Here is a 15,377-nt window from a genome sequence, read left to right as displayed (position 1 = left end):
TTTCAATTAGAGTCTTTGTAGTTCAAAATAGTTGACGTGACAAAAATTACTCCAGGAAAAGGAACCCGTTTCAGTAATGAAACAAACTACAGATTTTAGAATGAAACTCCTCTGCTTTTACCCTTATATTTCGACCAATCGGTCAACTCGTCCTTGAACCCGTTATACATCTCTTCAGTTTTTTTGCCGCTACCACCCAATAAGGAGCTAACGGCATAAACGCCTTTTCTGAGCATTCGGTTTTGTTGGATATTGGAATACCTTGCTGATGCTACGTTTACGCTTTCGCGAAGTCCGTTATCCATATGGTGCTGCACCATTTCCCGATGCAGGTTCGGATAGACTTTTTCAGCTGTTAACATGAATGCGAACTTGTCGTACATTCCCCTTTCCATCAGATGCCCTGCCCATAGATTCTTCAGATTGTTCCTGCCCTCTTCCAATAGTTCTTGGATGATGGGCTTTTGTTTCTGAAAGACTCTTGTCAAATCGGAAACCGAACTTAGATAAAGATTTGTTCTTTTGGAAAGGGCATGACTTGAGTCGTTGCCTGTATAAATTGACTTTATTTTTAGCCCTTCTTCCCCTTTTACAAAATAGAACCCCTTGGCATTAAAAAAGGCGATGTAGTCCTTTGCCGATTTTTCAAAGGGCGCATGCATCCGTTCTGCATCTTTTATATATGCGCTTAACGCCAAGCTATCGTATTGCTTTCTGTACTCGGGATTCAATCTTTTATAAAGCTTAGGGAATATCATCGGCAAGAACATAGCGGTGGCCGTCAGCTTCGGACCGCTTTCGGAAGACCGTTCCGATAGCATTTCCAGCATCAAATGGTTTTGACGGACAAAGCTCGAGGACACATAGTTCTCCATAGCTTCCGGAAAAGCTAGTTTGCCCAATTTTACCGGAATTGTATGCCTGTCCGAATTCGTATAGGACAATTGTTCGTTACGATATTTTACGCCCAAGACCTGAAACAAAAGACGAACGCTTCCCTGCTCTGTGCCGATATCGAAGATTTTATTTTTCAATACCTTGCCTATGAGATTGACTTTGTCTTGCAGAGCGACCTTCTCCTTCTTGGTCTCAACTATATATAACCTTTCCCTGACAATCGGAAATATCTTTTCTACGGCTTTCCTGAATTCCGTCCTTTTATCTTTTGGGATGTAGCGTTCCAGGAAACTATGCTTTTTTGAGGCCTTCAAGCTCGGAACTATATCGCTGAAGTTAATAGTCATGATATATTCCGATAACAGTCCTTGTTGTTTCTGGGATTTCAGATAGGATGTCGTCAATGCCTCTTTTATAACTTTTTGGACTTCCAATCTGAACTGTCTGCTTTCGGTATCGATTTGGGTGGGTTCCTCCCTATTGCCGAAAATATCCAAACGATTCTGCATCCGAACGTTCTTGCCGAGTTCCCTTGCCCTGAAGACATAGCGAGATTTATCAAAGATGGTGTATCCCTCTATAACATCTCCTTTTTTGTCCAGTTTGACGTCGATGTCCTGATACCCCTTGAACACATCTATTAGGTCGTGCGGACGGATGGTTTTGAAAAGGCCGTAGGTAGTTTCAATTTGTTTCAACAGACGTTTCCGTTGCATCGGCAACAGCTTCGATTTAGAATGGATGTCGAATACCCTTTGCAGTTTCGAACCGCTTAGGTTACGGTGTACCTCGGAGCCGTTGATGAAATTTGTCCGATATCCCTTTTGGTTGTCCAGTCCGTACTTTACCCCTATCCTTCCAGATTCGTTCTTGGTCCGTTTGATTTCGATATGATAGGGTTTGACCAATCTTTCCAGTTCCTCGAAACTCCGCACCTTGTATTTCTGGTTGATGCTGTTGAGTACATCCTGTAAGTAATATTTCGTCCCCTTTTCCGCATCCATTCCGAACTGTAGTTCCGGCAATCGGTATATCGGCAGCTGGCTTTTCTGTTTTGTTGTGGGTGCTAGGGATAGGCCATATTTCCTTTCGAGGTGTTGCCGCGTCGCCATGCTCCTTCTATGGCTGTTGAAGATGCCTAGTACCTGTCCGTCTTCCTTTACATTGGTGGTTACGATATGGACGTGTTCATGCTCGGTATCCGTATGTCTGACAACGACGTAGGGCTGCTCCCCGTAACCCATATTCTCCATGTACTCTTCGGATATTTTTAGGAAGGTCTTGTCGTCCAGGTGTTCCCCATGGGGAAGGTTCAGGCTGATGTGCACATAGCGGTTTTTTGTAGCGTTGCGCTGTCCCTGAAAATGGAGTACGTTTTCAAAGAACTTTGGCGCTATGTTCTGCGAAAATATATTGCCGTAACCGAGTATTCGCATGCCCTCTTTTCCAAGAACGTACTTCATTATTCCTTGACAGGTATCCCCATAAATCAGCTTTGCTATCATCCCGGTTTTTCTTCGTTCGTAATTTCCAAGAGTCGATAAAGCAATTCATTGGTTCTTTGTATCTCGTTTTGCAAACTACTGTTCGGACTTCTCAAATTTTTGTGGTGTGCCAGCTTGACCAATTGGTTGATATTGTTCCCAATTTTATTGAAATGATAGGCAAGGTTCGAAGTGTCGGGGAGCTTATCTTTTTCCTCTGCCCCTTGTTGCAAGATCAATCTTCTGAGCAACGGACTTATCGTTCCCCTTTTGGAAATATCTAGTTGGTACGATTCGCATAGTTGCCCCAATTTTTCATATTCCGTATCGTTGAAACGCAGCATGATATTATGGTACCGCTTCTTGTTTCCCAATCGTTTTCGACCTCTTTTTCGTTGTTCCATTTTTCTTGCTTTTCGGAGCAAAACACTTCGCCAGAAGTAGACAATTCTAAGTTACTTAGAATACACCTCGCTATCCGTTTCACGGATAAATATAATCAATGAAATATGATTATAACTATCTTATAGTCAATTATTTAACTTCCAAAATTAGATAAGACCATATAGGTTCAAATGGGTACAATTACGAAATTTATCTGGTTCGATATGACATTGAAAAAATGGAAAGAAATACGGAAGTGTCCAGGTTTTTTGTGGGTAGGGAGAAAAAAGGGCAAGCGGCATTTCCGCCGCTTGGGCTTTTGCGCGGCCGTGAGGGTGTCGTGCAAAATCGGAACGGAAAGACTTCACGGGCGGACCAGCGGAGCGTGTCCGAACGGGGAGGATTGGAGTGGAGTTTTTGTACGACTTCCGCAGCGGCTTTGGAATGCTTGGATGAATTAAAAAAGTTAAAAAACGTACGACCTCCTCCGTTAAAATGCGTACTCCGTATCTTTATCTTTGGGCAATATCAAAATCCTATCGTGTAAACAGGAAAAAAAATTAAAGCACTTTGATAAGTATCAGCGACAGAATGTTCATTACAAAAGAGGTCAATTCGACTACCGTAGCCTATTTCAAAAAATCGGTTCTTCGCGAACTTTTGATGGCTTTTTCCTTCGAACCGCTATCAAACAATAGCACGATTACCGACTTGTTCAGAAGCGTCAATCATTATGGGTTTGACTTGCCCTATGAAATCAGACTTGGCCTATTTGAGATGCTATGGCAGTTCAAAAATGGCCTTGGAAAGGACGAACTTACAGCGCTGTACTTTTGGGGCATAAACCAAAAATACATGTGCTATTTCGAGCATTATTTAGCTGATTGCGATACCTATTCGGAAAAGAAATTCGACGAGGAATTTGGCAGGTCTCTTGCCTACAAAATCTATGAACCTAAAGCCAGTGGATTGGAGGAGGATACTATTTTAGAACTCAAACTACTCTTATGCAATTTCGCTAGCGAGTTTGATTTGTCGTTGGTGGATGAATATACCTATGAGAATATTCTAGAGGTTATCGATATGTATTGTTCGGCAATGAATTGACAGCGCAAAACTTTTGAGGAACTATAGGCTCGGCCCTTTACCGCGTGATCTGCCTTTCTTCCTTTTAAGGGTATCGTTCATACTTTGATTCAAAGATTCGTTTTTCTTAATATTCATGGACTGTTTGGCTTCATCAATATACTGTTGCATACCCATATGTATCGGGCTATTTGGCATCAGTTTTTCTTGATCCTTGATTATTTGGGTTTTCAGATCTAACTCCTTTGCCACACGGTAGCCCATGTTAAAGGCACTTTTAAATTTTTCGTCGACTTTGATTTCTTCTTCCATGATCAAAAGGTTTCTCGGGCGTGTTTCTCGATATATTCCATAACGGAGTCCCTATCGTAAAGGATAATCTTTTTTTGGGGTTGGGAATACCTGATTTTTCCCTCGTCCCTTAATCTTTGTAATGTGGTCGTGGACTTTATCCTTAGTATGGACATTACCTCCGCCCCGTCGATCCATTTGTCCTCGGTATCCTTCCTATTGGCCTCAACATGTTCGACCACCTTTCTGAACAAGGCGAAAAAAGCTTCTTTTTCCAATAGGACGACCTCCATAAATACGATTTGAAAGCCAGAAGATATGTTTTCTATTAAACTAGGGTCTTGGATTTCGACAAATCACTCTTTAATTCGTTGTGGGGCCTGGATGATTGGATATTGGACACGAATCATTTTAAAAAAGGGTTTGTTTAATTAAGACTAGAAGGTTCAGTTTTGAAAATCGGCTTCTCGATTTTTCATAGAATAATTCTATGACTGTCGCACTTTTGCCGTCAGACCCCCCTAATATTTTCACGTTACACCGAAGTACTTATGGGAGAAAACTAATTGCTCTTTAAAATTGATAGAGATATTCTTCGTCGCTACCTAGATTTGGTTAGAATGAGTCAATGAGAAATGACATATTTTTTCGCAGGGTAATTATTCAGGATATGATTAAGTCCTTAATTTATGCAGTTTGTCTGCACAGGTTTTCATATTTTTAAGGCTTAACCGATACCTAACCGAATGGCCATTATTAAAAACGCAATAATCCGCTATCAAGCATTGGATAGGTGCTTCAGAAATCCGGGAAGGAGATTTTACATAGATGACCTTTTAGAAATTTGTAATGAAGCCATTTCCGAACTAGATCCCAATTCTTCCGGTATAAAAAGGCGGCAATTATACGACGATATTACTTTTATGGAATCTTCCCAAGGTTGGAACATTCCATTAGAAAGAATCAAAGATGGAAGAAAAAAGTACTTCCGCTATGAAGACTTGTCCTTTTCGATAAACAATCAACCGATAAACGACTTGGAGGCCGAACAATTGAAATCTGCGATGATGGTATTGAGACGCTTTAAGGGAATGCCACAATTTGAATGGATCAATGAATTACTTCCCAAACTTGATGATACTTTTAAATTATCGAATCATTCCGATAATATCATCAGTTTTGACCGTAATGAATTTTTAAAGGGCACCGAACATTTAACCCCTCTGTTCAATGCCATCCTCTATAAGCAAACATTACAAATAACTTATCAATCTTTTAAAAGTGATACCGAACAAAAAATCGTATTCCATCCGTACCACTTGAAAAACTATAATAACCGTTGGTTTTTATTTGGAAAGAGTGGCAGCTATGAAAACCTCACAAATCTTGCTTTAGATAGAATAAAGGACATTAAAAATTCGGAAACACAATATCTTGAAAGTAGTGCTATAGACTTTGATGAGTATTTCGAAGACATTATTGGCGTATCTAAACTTTTAGAAGAGAAACCGATAAAAATAGAATTGCAAGCCACCCAGAAACTTGCCCCATATATTAAAACAAAACCTCTACACGGTTCACAAAAGACAATTATAGACTCAGAAGATGGATATCGCTTTTCTATTGAGGTAATCCCCAACTTCGAATTAGAGCAACTATTGTTGTCTTATGGTGAAGCCATAAAGATTCTTGGCCCATCTAATTTTAAGGAAAAAATGAAACTAAGAGTTATAACTCAATTGGAAAATTTTGACTAGTGCAACTGTACTGCACAAGTTTAATTGATATTTGCAAAAAAGATAATTAATATGGCCACATCAAAATTTGGAATTTTTGACTTTGGATTCATCAACAATAGTGGAACCTTCGTCAATGAACTAAACTCAATATTAGAGGGCACCAGTCAATATGCAGAATTTGATAAATTCAACAAGCATTTTTACAGTCATGTCACATTAAACAAAAACATTATATACTTAAATAAATATGGTTATCAAAAAGATAGAGGTGATAATTTGATTGAAAAAGATGATGCCAACTATGCCTATTATGAAACGGGGTTTGTGGATAAAGAGGGTGAAAAAATTTACGGTTTTTTCCAAAGGAAAACACTCAATAGAAATTTTGAAGGAATTTACTTTCTCAACCTAAATGGTGTCCAGAATTTAGTCAAGGAAAATCTGCTCTTCAACATCGGGTTGATTTGCTTTGATAATCCTGAGACAAGTTGGGAAGACGGGTTTGATTTTATTGAAGAGTTGGCCACTACCGCAATTCCTGAGAAATGGACCTATGGAACTCATTCCTCGACGATACCGCATCCAATCTTAAAATCATATTTGGAATATATTTTTATCCGATTAACCAAAGAGGATGGAGGAAAGAAAATTTTAATTGACGACAATAAAAATTATGCCCTATTTAATTCAGGTCTCTTAAACATCTATTTCAAGCCTATTTATATTGTTGTCCAAATTAAGAAAGGAAGTAATGGAATATATTATGCTAATCCAATAATTCTGAAAAAGAGAACAACGTTAGCCGAAATTTCCTTTACCATAAACGGAAACCCCATATCTAATAAAATAATGCCCGAACCAGCTCAATTTTATAATAGTGTAAATGAAATAGTGTTCAAACCAGAACCCGAGTTCTATGACCCTGATGATGAAAAGCTTAGGCATATTGTCCAAGAACGCAAAAATAGATTTCCCGACAACTACCAAGAACGTTCAACTACTGAATTAGCCGTAATCCTAGATACAGCCATTAAATGTTCTTATGAGCTTTCAAAGCGAAATTATAAATTGGTAGTTCCTCAGTACCGTCCGCAAGAAGACAAAATTCAATACTTGATGCCCATTTATTTAGGAGCAACATTTAATAAATTACCTGATTTTGCCTTAGTACTTGACCATGATAGTGGTTACTACAAGCCTGAAACAATTCTTGAATTAGAAGATGCTTATCAGAATGCTAGGCTAATCGCAAAACCGGATAATTTCTGGTTAAACCCTGAACAAAAATAATTTGATAAATGATCACAGGAGACCTAAAATCACAAATAGACCAAATCTGGAATACCTTTTGGACAGGCGGTATTACGAACACCATTACCATCGTAGAGCAACTGACATACCTCATCTTTATTAAAAACCTCGATGAGACCGAGACGCGTAATGAGCTAAAGGCCAAACGTGGATTTAAGAACACCCCTATTTTTAGCGAAGACCAACAAGATTTTCGTTGGAAAAACCTTCGCCAGATGGATGTTAATCCACGTCACGCTATTTTTAGCAATACAGTAGATGGGGTATTCCCCTTTATTCGTTCGTTGGGAAAAGATAAAAGCCTTTTCAGCACTTATATGAAAGGGGCTACTTTCGGTATTTCAAAACCTGCCGTTCTTGATCAAGTCATCGAGAAACTCGAAAGGCTGCCCATGGAAAATCAAGATACCAAAGGCGATATTTACGAGTATCTGCTTTCCAAGCTTGAAGGCGGTGGAACTGCCGGCCAGTTTCGTACACCTCGTCATATCATCAAATTAATGGTAGAGCTAATGCAGCCTACTTTGGAAGATATAATTAGTGATCCTTCCGCAGGCACCGCAGGCTTTTTGGTTGCCGCCAAGGAATATATTGATACGCATCATAGCGTAACCGAATTAGACAAACATGTCGATTTTATCAATAAGAAAATGTTCAACGGTACGGAGTTCGATGCTACCATGTTGCGTATTGCCTCTATGAACCTTTATCTGCATGGTGTAGAAGAACCGAATATTATCGATGTGGATGCCGTCTCTAAAGACAATACAATTAGTGATGCCTATACCTTAGTACTCGCAAACCCACCTTTTAAGGGTACAATTGACAAAGAAAGCATAGCACCCGGACTCAAAAACGTAACCAATACCACCAAAACCGAGCTGTTGTTTTTAGCCCTGATGCTACGCCAATTGAAAACGGGTGGCCGTGCGGCCGTCATCGTACCTGATGGTGTACTCTTTGGTAGTGGCAAGGCGCATAAAAGTATTCGTGAAGAAATCGTGGCGAACCATAAATTAGAGGTCGTAATCTCGATGCCCAGCGGTGTGTTTAAACCGTATGCAGGGGTTAGTACGGCCATTATTATTTTTACCAAAACAGGTTCAGGCGGTACAGATTATGTATGGTTCTATGATATGTTGCAAGATGGCAAATCATTGGACGATAAACGAAATCTATTGGTAGACGAAGCCTTGTTCGACGACTTTGCTTTTGGCGACGGTTCAAAGGCACTTAGTGCAGCAGAAGCGCATAAAAAATTCAATCTGCCGCAGTTGTTGGATCATTACCGGTATCTGAAAAGCCCCTATTTTAATAAAATGCACGCTAAAGATGGAGAATTGTTGCATGTGCACGATTTACCAGAAAATTTGGGGCTTAACCAATTTTTAGAAAATACTTGTACCCACAATTATAAAGACCGTACCTCGCAATCTTTTTTAGTGCCGTTTAAAGAAATAAAGGGTAATGATTGGGACCTGTCTATCAACCGCTACAAAGAGATAGTATATAAGGAAGTGGAGTATGATGCACCTGAGATTATAATAAATCGAATAAAAAAACTGAACCGAGAACGAGATATACTTCTAAAAAGCTTGATTCAATAAATATGAGAAAATGGAACAAAATAAGGTTGAATCAGGTATTGGATTATGAACAACCAACGAAATATATTGTGGAAACTACAGATTATGATGATAGTTTCAAAACTCCGGTACTCACTGCCGGAAAATCTTTTCTTTTAGGTCATACAAACGAAACAACCGGAATATTCCGAGATGTACCGGCAATTATTTTTGATGATTTTACGACGGCTTTTCATTATGTGAACTTTCCTTTTAAAGTGAAGTCTTCCGCAATGAAAATCTTAAAGGCCAATGAAGACAAAGCTGATTTGCGTTTTCTTTACTATAGAATGGGGAGGGTAAGGATTGACACTGCCTTACATAAGCGATATTGGATTTCTAAATTTTCGAAAGTTGAAATCCCCCTACCACCCCTAAAAACTCAAAAACGCATTGCCCAAATCTTGGACGATGCCGCCGCCCTACGTGACAAGACCCAACAGCTTTTAACCGAATATGATCTGCTGGCACAGTCTATTTTTTTGGAGATGTTTGGTAGTGTTGTAACCAACCCTAAAAAATGGAACACACTAACAATAGAGGAACTAGTAGTTAAATCGAAGGGTTCAATAAAAAGAGGGCCTTTTGGCGGTGCTTTAAAAAAAGAAATCTTTGTTGATGAAGGATATTTGGTCTACGAGCAATACCACGCCTTGAACAATGATTTTACTTTTGCAAGATATTTCATCAATGAACGAGATTTCGAGAGACTGAAGGGATTTGAAGTCAAATCTGGTGACATAATTATAAGCTGCTCTGGTGTTTACTTAGGAAAGTTAGCTATTATTCCAGAGAATGCTAAAAAAGGAATTATCAATCAAGCATTACTTAAAGTTACTATTGACGAAACAATAATGCGCAAAGACTTTTTTACTTTTCATTTTACCCAAAAGAACTTCAGAAATAAATATTTTGGCGCAAATAGGGGTGCGGGTATTCCTAATTTTCCACCTATGAGTGCATTCAAAAAATTTCCATTTATTACTCCGCCAATAGAACTCCAAAACCAATTCGCAGAAAAAATCTTCTTAATCGAAAAACAAAAAGATTTGGTAAAACAAGAACTAAAAGAAAGTGAAGATTTGTTCAATTGTCTTTTGCAGAAAGCGTTTAAGGGGGAATTGGTAAATTAGCAACAGATGACCGCAGAAAGACTACAAACCATACTAGACCAAGGCGAAGGCGTGACTGTTGAGTTCAAGACGGCTAGTATTGCGCTCAATAAAGATGCCTTTGATTCTATTTGTGGTTTTTTAAACCGTAGCGGCGGGCATCTGATATTAGGGGTTCAGAATGATGGTACTATCAATGGGGTACAAGAAGATAAAGTACAAGGCATTATTGACGTTATTGTTACGAATGCCAATAATCCTCAAAAACTGAATCCTCCTTATTATGTTTCCCCAGAGGTCATAACCATGAATAACAAAAAAATCATTGTAGTCTATGTACCCGAAAGTTCACAGGTACATGCCACCAATGGGCGTATCTACGATCGCAATCAAGACGGCGATTTTAATATTACCAATCAGCCAGACCAAGTGTCGCAACTATATTTGCGCAAGCAGAATACCTATTCCGAGAATCAGGTTTATCCATTCGTTGAACTATCCGATTTTAAAGATTCGCTCTTTGAAAAGGTGCGAAATCTGGTCAGAAATATAGAGTCCAAGCATCCTTGGCTCGCGATGACTAATGAAGAACTGTTGCGTTCCGCAGGACTGTATAAAAAAGACATGAAAACAGGGCAATCAGGCTATACGCTCGCAGCCGTTCTACTCTTTGGAAAAGATGAGACCATACAAAGTGTAGTACCGCACTACAAAACGGACGCTATTGCCCGTAAGGAAAATATCGACCGCTATGACGATCGCGACGATATACGCACCAATCTTTTTGATAGTTATGACCGGCTAATGGCATTTACGGCAAAGCACCTGTCGAAGAAATTTCATTTGATAAATACACAGCGCATCAATGTAAGGGACAATCTTTTTCGGGAGGTCATCGCCAACATGTTGGTACATCGAGAATACACCAATGCCTTTCCGGCAAAATTTATCATCGAAGCTGATCAAGTACGTGCAGAAAATTGGAACAAACCCCATGGTCAGGGCAATATAGACCCGGCCAATTTTTCGCCCTATCCGAAAAACCCGATTATTGCGAAACTTTTCAAAGAAATCGGGTGGGTAGATGAACTGGGTTCAGGTGTACGTAACACCTATAAATACACAGAATTATATACCCCGGGAGCGAAACCTACTTTTACCGAAGGTGATGTTTTCGAGAGTATAATTCCGCTTAGCGAAAAAATAAGCGAGGAAACGTCGGAGAAAGTGTCGGGGAAAACGTCAGATAAAATTATAATCCTTTTAAAAGAAGATAAAGAGAGAACCGCCAAAGAATTATCTGAAATCATTGGGATATCTGATAGAGCTGTAGAAAAGCAAATAGCAAAATTACAGAAACAGGGTATGCTGGAAAGAGTAGGATCTGATAAAACGGGCTACTGGAAGGTAAATGAGACTAATGAATAGAACAGCAGTTTTACTTTGGATGAAATAAAGTAAGACTTAGGTTATTTTAAAAGTTCGGAGTAAAGTTCGGAGTAAAGTTCGGAGTAAAGTTCGGAGTAAAGTTCGGAGTAAAGTAAGTTTTAAAAAATACGAACAACAAACAAATGAGTACAAATTTCCAATTTTTGTCTGCTGAATGGAGCACTTTCTTTGAGAGGGCTACCAAGGCAGAGCAATTGGTTATTACAGACCCGCGTGCTTCTTTAGCCTATTCGCGAATGGCTTTAGAACTTGCTATAAATTGGATGTACGCAAACGACGAAGAGCTGAACTTGCCTTTCGACACCTCGCTCAACAGCCTAATCACAGACCAAACTTTTAAAGAACAGTTCAACCACAAGCTGTACAATGAAATCCACCTTATCCGAAAAGCGGGCAATCTGGCCTTGCACAACAAAAGGGTTTCCGATGTAGATTCGCATACCGTTATAGAGTACCTTTTCTATTTTGCCAAGTGGTTTGCAAAATCGTATGCCACAGAAGTTCCGTCAGCCATAGGTCTTTTTGATTGGGAATTGATTCCTAAAGAAGGACAGGATGCTCTTTCCAAAAAACAGTTGGCACAACTTCAGGAAAAACTGGATACCGAAAAAAACGCTTTTCGAAAGCAATTGGAAGAATCGGCGGAGAAAAATAGGCTGTTGGAAGAAAAGAACGAACTTTTCAGAAAACAACTGGAAGCTTTACAGCAGCAAATCGAAGCGAACAAGGTTGTTGCCAATACACAGGATGAAATACACCATCCGCGAAACGAATATGAAACGCGCAAATACTTCATAGACGTACTTTTGAGGGAAGCGGGTTGGGATTTAGCAGGAATCAAGGATAAAGAATTTAAGGTGCAGTACATGCCAAAATCTACAAACACTTCCGAAACCGGATATGTAGACTATGTGTTGTGGGACGATGATGGCCTCCCATTGGCCTTGGTAGAAGCAAAAAAAACCTTAGAAGGTGTCAGCAAGGGCGAAAACCAAGCCCAACTATATGCCGATAGTTTAGAGAAAATGTACGGTCGAAGGCCTGTAATGTATTATAGCAATGGATTCGAAACCTATCTCTGGGACGACCAATTTTATAAAAGGTCACGACCCGTACATGGTTTTTATACCAAACAGGAACTTCAGACCCTAATGTACCGCCGTAACCATCGCACAGATATTAGAACGGCGGAAGTAGATGTATTGATTGCAGGTAGAACGTATCAATTACGATCCATAAAAAGCATTGCCGAACACTTTGCAGGCACCGATAAAGCAACGGGAAACCTTATCGGAACAAACCGTGGAGCCTTATTGGTTTTGGCAACAGGTACGGGAAAGACAAGAACATCCATCGCCCTCTCAAAAATGATGTTGGAAGCCAATTGGGTAAAGCGTGTACTCTTTTTGGCAGACCGAAAAAGTTTGGTTCGACAAGCAAAGAGCAATTTTGTGAAATTTCTGCCTGAGCATTCCAGCGTAAATCTATTGAAGGAAAAAGATAATCCAGATGCTCGTTTTGCCTTTTCTACCTATCAGACCATGATGGGGCTGATCGATAGCTCAAAAGATGATGACAAACGTTTTTATGGGGTCGGGCATTTTGATTTGATCATTGTAGACGAAGCACATCGTTCCATCTATAAAAAGTACCAAGCGATATTCGAATATTTTGACGGCTTGTTCTTAGGACTTACCGCAACGCCCAAAAACAGTATCGATAAAAATACATACTCCATATTTGGTTTGGCGGACAAGTCTCCTACCGATGCCTATACTTTTCAAGAAGCAGTTGCCAATAAACATTTAGTCCCCTATAGAACCGTTTCCGCACCGACCAAATTTTTGAGGGAAGGCATTCGCTACGATGAGCTTTCCGACGAAGAAAAAGAAGAATTCGAAGAAGAAATATTAGATGGGGAAAAGGCAACGGGCAATGAATGGATATCATCCAATGAATTGTACCAATGGCTATTCAATAGAGATACCACGATAAAAACGTTACAGTTTATCCTAAAAAACGGCATTAAAAAACGTGGTGGAGAAGAACTCGGAAAAACCATCTTTTTTGCTCGAAATAAAAAGCACGCGAAGTTCTTAAAAGATATTTTCATGGAATTGGATAAGGAACGTTTCGGCAACGACTATGTAAAGGTTATTACACATGGTGAACCCAAAGCCGAAGAATTTATTCAGCGTTTCTGTGATGAAGAAAAAGACCGTCTGCCCCAGATAGCCATTTCTGTGGATATGATGGATACTGGAATCGATGCACCTAGCTGCGTAAACCTTGTATTCTATAAACCTGTAAAGTCGTTTGCCAAGTTCTGGCAGATGATCGGTAGAGGTTCGCGGCTGCGGCCTGATCTATTCGGTGTAGGAAAGGACAAAGAGCGATTCCTGATATTCGACCTCTGCGGCAACTTTGAGTTTTTTAAGGAAAATCCGGAAGGCATAGAAACCAGCTCCCAAAAAAGTTTGACCGAAATCGTTTTTGGTTTAAAGCTACGATTGGCAGAATACCTAAAAACCGATGCGTTTATCGAAGAAGCGGATTTACAACAATTTAGAACAGAACTATTGAATACGTTGCATTCGGAAATTTCCAACCTCAACAAGGATAGGTTTGACGTAAAAATGCGAATGCAGACTGTTTTGGAGTACGGTAGCGAAAATCGTAAACTTTGGAACCATCTCTCGAAAAAGGATATTAAGATTATCGGAGAAGCATTGGCCCCATTGGTCAGGCCAGCAAAAGGCGATGTTGATCTGGCTCGATTTTACGATAAACTATTGTACACGCTGATGATAAAAGGTTTGGAAACCCCCAATAGAGCCGAATTTGTTTCCTCTTTTACCGTACCCATTTCCAAAGTAGCCGTCATTTCCAAAAAACTCCTAAAGAAAACGACTATTCCAGAGGTAAAAGAAAAAGAAGGCCTTATAACAAAACCTTTGGAAGAAGTTTTTTGGAAAAAAGATGGAATCGCTCATCTGGAAGAAATACGAAAAGGTATCCGCAACCTCGTAAAGTACATTGACCCTTCCGATCAGAAGTATGTAACTACCGATTTTGAGGACAGCCTAGACGAAAGTCAGGTTACCACCAACGATTATGTCAATGAACCACAAATAACCTTAAGCACACCGTTTACCAATAATCTGCACCGACTAAAAGAGCTGATCCGGGCAAACAAAAACAACTTGACCATATCAAGAATACGCAAGGGCGAGACGATAACCGAAAAAGAATTGCAGTCTTTGGAAACTATCCTATTTACTGACGGAATCCAAAAAGATGCGATTGAAAAGGAAATAGGCGAGCGGTTTAACCTTGTTCAGTTTGTTATCTCGCTTATGGGTCTTTCGGCTGATCGGGTTGACGAAGCTTTCGCCAATTTCATCAATCTGTATCAACTCAATTCGGTACAAATTCAATTTTTAGATACCATCAAACTGTTCTTAACCAAGAATGGAAAAATAGACCCGACTAAACTTTACGACTCCCCTTTCAGAAACTATCATTCCATGGGTATCGACGGCGTATTCGACGAGACCCAAGCAGATACCATCTTCGAAATTATCGAAAACTTGAACGGTAGCCAGTCCGTTTAATTCTTATTACCCTACAAAAAACTACCTGATTTTACTTCTAATTCTTATGTGTGCAGATAGGTTGCATACATCCGCGTCATCTTTGCATCAGTTCAATAAAGGTCTAATTGCCAGCACCTTAAAAAGATGGCATAAATGAAATACTACTAAAGATGAAAAATTTTCATTTGGTTCAGGAAGACGGGGTTTATAAACTCAAAAAAGAGAATGCTCAACGAGCATCTAAAGTCATTGACGCAAACAAGACCGAAGCTATTAAAGAAGCACGGGATTTCATTACCGAACAAGGGGGTGGGTCATTAAAAATACACAAAAACAAGGGAGGGTTTCAAGAAGAAAGAACTTATCCTAGATCAAAAGACCCTAAAAAATCAAAAGGATAATT

The 15,377-nt window shown here is 39.6% G+C and carries 13 protein-coding genes; 9 read left to right on the top strand and 4 right to left on the bottom strand.

Annotated elements, in window-relative coordinates; all coding sequences use genetic code 11:
- Positions 1 to 95 precede the first annotated feature (95 nt).
- Both ACFQZJ_RS02320 and mobC read right to left on the bottom strand, forming a co-directional pair.
- Complete coding sequence (locus tag ACFQZJ_RS02320) at positions 96 to 2,402, bottom strand: relaxase/mobilization nuclease domain-containing protein (protein WP_379932001.1); 2,307 nt, start codon at positions 2,400 to 2,402, stop codon at positions 96 to 98.
- Positions 2,399 to 2,785 carry a plasmid mobilization relaxosome protein MobC gene (gene mobC / locus ACFQZJ_RS02315; RefSeq protein ID WP_379931999.1) on the bottom strand — a complete coding sequence of 129 codons (387 nt, stop codon included), beginning with the start codon at positions 2,783 to 2,785 and terminating at the stop codon, positions 2,399 to 2,401. Before mobC ends, ACFQZJ_RS02320 begins: the two co-directional genes overlap by 4 nt.
- Positions 2,786 to 3,003: 218 nt before the next feature.
- Between mobC and ACFQZJ_RS02310 the strand changes: the two genes are divergently transcribed.
- Both ACFQZJ_RS02310 and ACFQZJ_RS02305 read left to right on the top strand, forming a co-directional pair.
- The gene (locus ACFQZJ_RS02310) at positions 3,004 to 3,312 is read left to right on the top strand and encodes a hypothetical protein (protein ID WP_379931997.1); all 309 of its coding nucleotides are present in this window, start codon (positions 3,004 to 3,006) and stop codon (positions 3,310 to 3,312) included.
- Positions 3,313 to 3,335: 23 nt separating this feature from the next.
- A complete protein-coding gene (locus tag ACFQZJ_RS02305) occupies positions 3,336 to 3,872 on the top strand; it encodes a hypothetical protein (RefSeq protein WP_379931995.1) in 537 nt (178 codons plus the stop codon).
- 21 nt (positions 3,873 to 3,893) lie between these two features.
- Here the strand turns inward: ACFQZJ_RS02305 and ACFQZJ_RS02300 are convergent, their stop codons facing one another.
- Both ACFQZJ_RS02300 and ACFQZJ_RS02295 read right to left on the bottom strand, forming a co-directional pair.
- Positions 3,894 to 4,163, bottom strand: a complete 270-nt coding sequence (locus ACFQZJ_RS02300; RefSeq protein ID WP_379931993.1) for a hypothetical protein — start codon at positions 4,161 to 4,163, stop codon at positions 3,894 to 3,896.
- Positions 4,164 to 4,165: 2 nt separating this feature from the next.
- A complete protein-coding gene (locus ACFQZJ_RS02295) occupies positions 4,166 to 4,435 on the bottom strand; it encodes a helix-turn-helix domain-containing protein (RefSeq protein ID WP_379931991.1) in 270 nt (89 codons plus the stop codon).
- A 453-nt stretch (positions 4,436 to 4,888) separates the two neighbouring features.
- Here ACFQZJ_RS02295 and ACFQZJ_RS02290 point away from each other — a divergent pair, with 453 nt between their 5' ends.
- The 7 genes from ACFQZJ_RS02290 to ACFQZJ_RS02260 all read left to right on the top strand — a co-directional run bounded on the left by ACFQZJ_RS02290 (position 4,889) and on the right by ACFQZJ_RS02260 (position 15,375).
- Entirely contained in the window at positions 4,889 to 5,899 is a 1,011-nt protein-coding gene (locus ACFQZJ_RS02290; RefSeq protein WP_379931989.1) for a helix-turn-helix transcriptional regulator, read from the top strand.
- 51 nt (positions 5,900 to 5,950) lie between these two features.
- Complete coding sequence (locus tag ACFQZJ_RS02285; RefSeq protein WP_379931987.1) at positions 5,951 to 7,171, top strand: DUF3825 domain-containing protein; 1,221 nt, start codon at positions 5,951 to 5,953, stop codon at positions 7,169 to 7,171.
- An 8-nt stretch (positions 7,172 to 7,179) separates the two neighbouring features.
- On the top strand, positions 7,180 to 8,799 hold the full coding sequence (locus ACFQZJ_RS02280) for a type I restriction-modification system subunit M (protein WP_379931985.1): 1,620 nt from the start codon (positions 7,180 to 7,182) through the stop codon (positions 8,797 to 8,799).
- 2 nt (positions 8,800 to 8,801) lie between these two features.
- Positions 8,802 to 9,950 (top strand): restriction endonuclease subunit S, encoded by a 1,149-nt coding sequence (locus ACFQZJ_RS02275; protein WP_379931983.1) that lies wholly within the window; start codon positions 8,802 to 8,804, stop codon positions 9,948 to 9,950.
- A 6-nt stretch (positions 9,951 to 9,956) separates the two neighbouring features.
- On the top strand, positions 9,957 to 11,357 hold the full coding sequence (locus tag ACFQZJ_RS02270; RefSeq protein ID WP_379931981.1) for an RNA-binding domain-containing protein: 1,401 nt from the start codon (positions 9,957 to 9,959) through the stop codon (positions 11,355 to 11,357).
- A 143-nt stretch (positions 11,358 to 11,500) separates the two neighbouring features.
- Positions 11,501 to 14,992 (top strand): DEAD/DEAH box helicase family protein, encoded by a 3,492-nt coding sequence (locus ACFQZJ_RS02265; protein ID WP_379931979.1) that lies wholly within the window; start codon positions 11,501 to 11,503, stop codon positions 14,990 to 14,992.
- Positions 14,993 to 15,144: 152 nt separating this feature from the next.
- A complete protein-coding gene (locus tag ACFQZJ_RS02260; protein ID WP_379931977.1) occupies positions 15,145 to 15,375 on the top strand; it encodes a DUF2188 domain-containing protein in 231 nt (76 codons plus the stop codon).
- Positions 15,376 to 15,377: the final 2 nt, after the last annotated feature.

Origin of the sequence: Maribacter chungangensis, assembly GCF_042676845.1 — a bacterium.
Taxonomy (GTDB): Bacteria; Bacteroidota; Bacteroidia; order Flavobacteriales; family Flavobacteriaceae; genus Maribacter; species Maribacter chungangensis.
This window is presented reverse-complemented; position numbering and strand designations above follow the sequence as displayed.

What these genes read in the sequence shown, in the direction of transcription:
- ACFQZJ_RS02320 (WP_379932001.1), bottom strand. Translation starts at nt 2,402, where the DNA reads ATGATAGCAAAGCTGATTTATGGGGATACCTGTCAAGGAATAATGAAG.
- mobC (WP_379931999.1), bottom strand. Translation starts at nt 2,785, where the DNA reads ATGGAACAACGAAAAAGAGGTCGAAAACGATTGGGAAACAAGAAGCGG.
- ACFQZJ_RS02310 (WP_379931997.1), top strand. Translation starts at nt 3,004, where the DNA reads ATGGAAAGAAATACGGAAGTGTCCAGGTTTTTTGTGGGTAGGGAGAAA.
- ACFQZJ_RS02300 (WP_379931993.1), bottom strand. Translation starts at nt 4,163, where the DNA reads ATGGAAGAAGAAATCAAAGTCGACGAAAAATTTAAAAGTGCCTTTAAC.
- ACFQZJ_RS02295 (WP_379931991.1), bottom strand. Translation starts at nt 4,435, where the DNA reads ATGGAGGTCGTCCTATTGGAAAAAGAAGCTTTTTTCGCCTTGTTCAGA.
- ACFQZJ_RS02290 (WP_379931989.1), top strand. Translation starts at nt 4,889, where the DNA reads ATGGCCATTATTAAAAACGCAATAATCCGCTATCAAGCATTGGATAGG.
- ACFQZJ_RS02285 (WP_379931987.1), top strand. Translation starts at nt 5,951, where the DNA reads ATGGCCACATCAAAATTTGGAATTTTTGACTTTGGATTCATCAACAAT.
- ACFQZJ_RS02280 (WP_379931985.1), top strand. Translation starts at nt 7,180, where the DNA reads ATGATCACAGGAGACCTAAAATCACAAATAGACCAAATCTGGAATACC.
- ACFQZJ_RS02275 (WP_379931983.1), top strand. Translation starts at nt 8,802, where the DNA reads ATGAGAAAATGGAACAAAATAAGGTTGAATCAGGTATTGGATTATGAA.
- ACFQZJ_RS02270 (WP_379931981.1), top strand. Translation starts at nt 9,957, where the DNA reads ATGACCGCAGAAAGACTACAAACCATACTAGACCAAGGCGAAGGCGTG.
- ACFQZJ_RS02265 (WP_379931979.1), top strand. Translation starts at nt 11,501, where the DNA reads ATGAGTACAAATTTCCAATTTTTGTCTGCTGAATGGAGCACTTTCTTT.
- ACFQZJ_RS02260 (WP_379931977.1), top strand. Translation starts at nt 15,145, where the DNA reads ATGAAAAATTTTCATTTGGTTCAGGAAGACGGGGTTTATAAACTCAAA.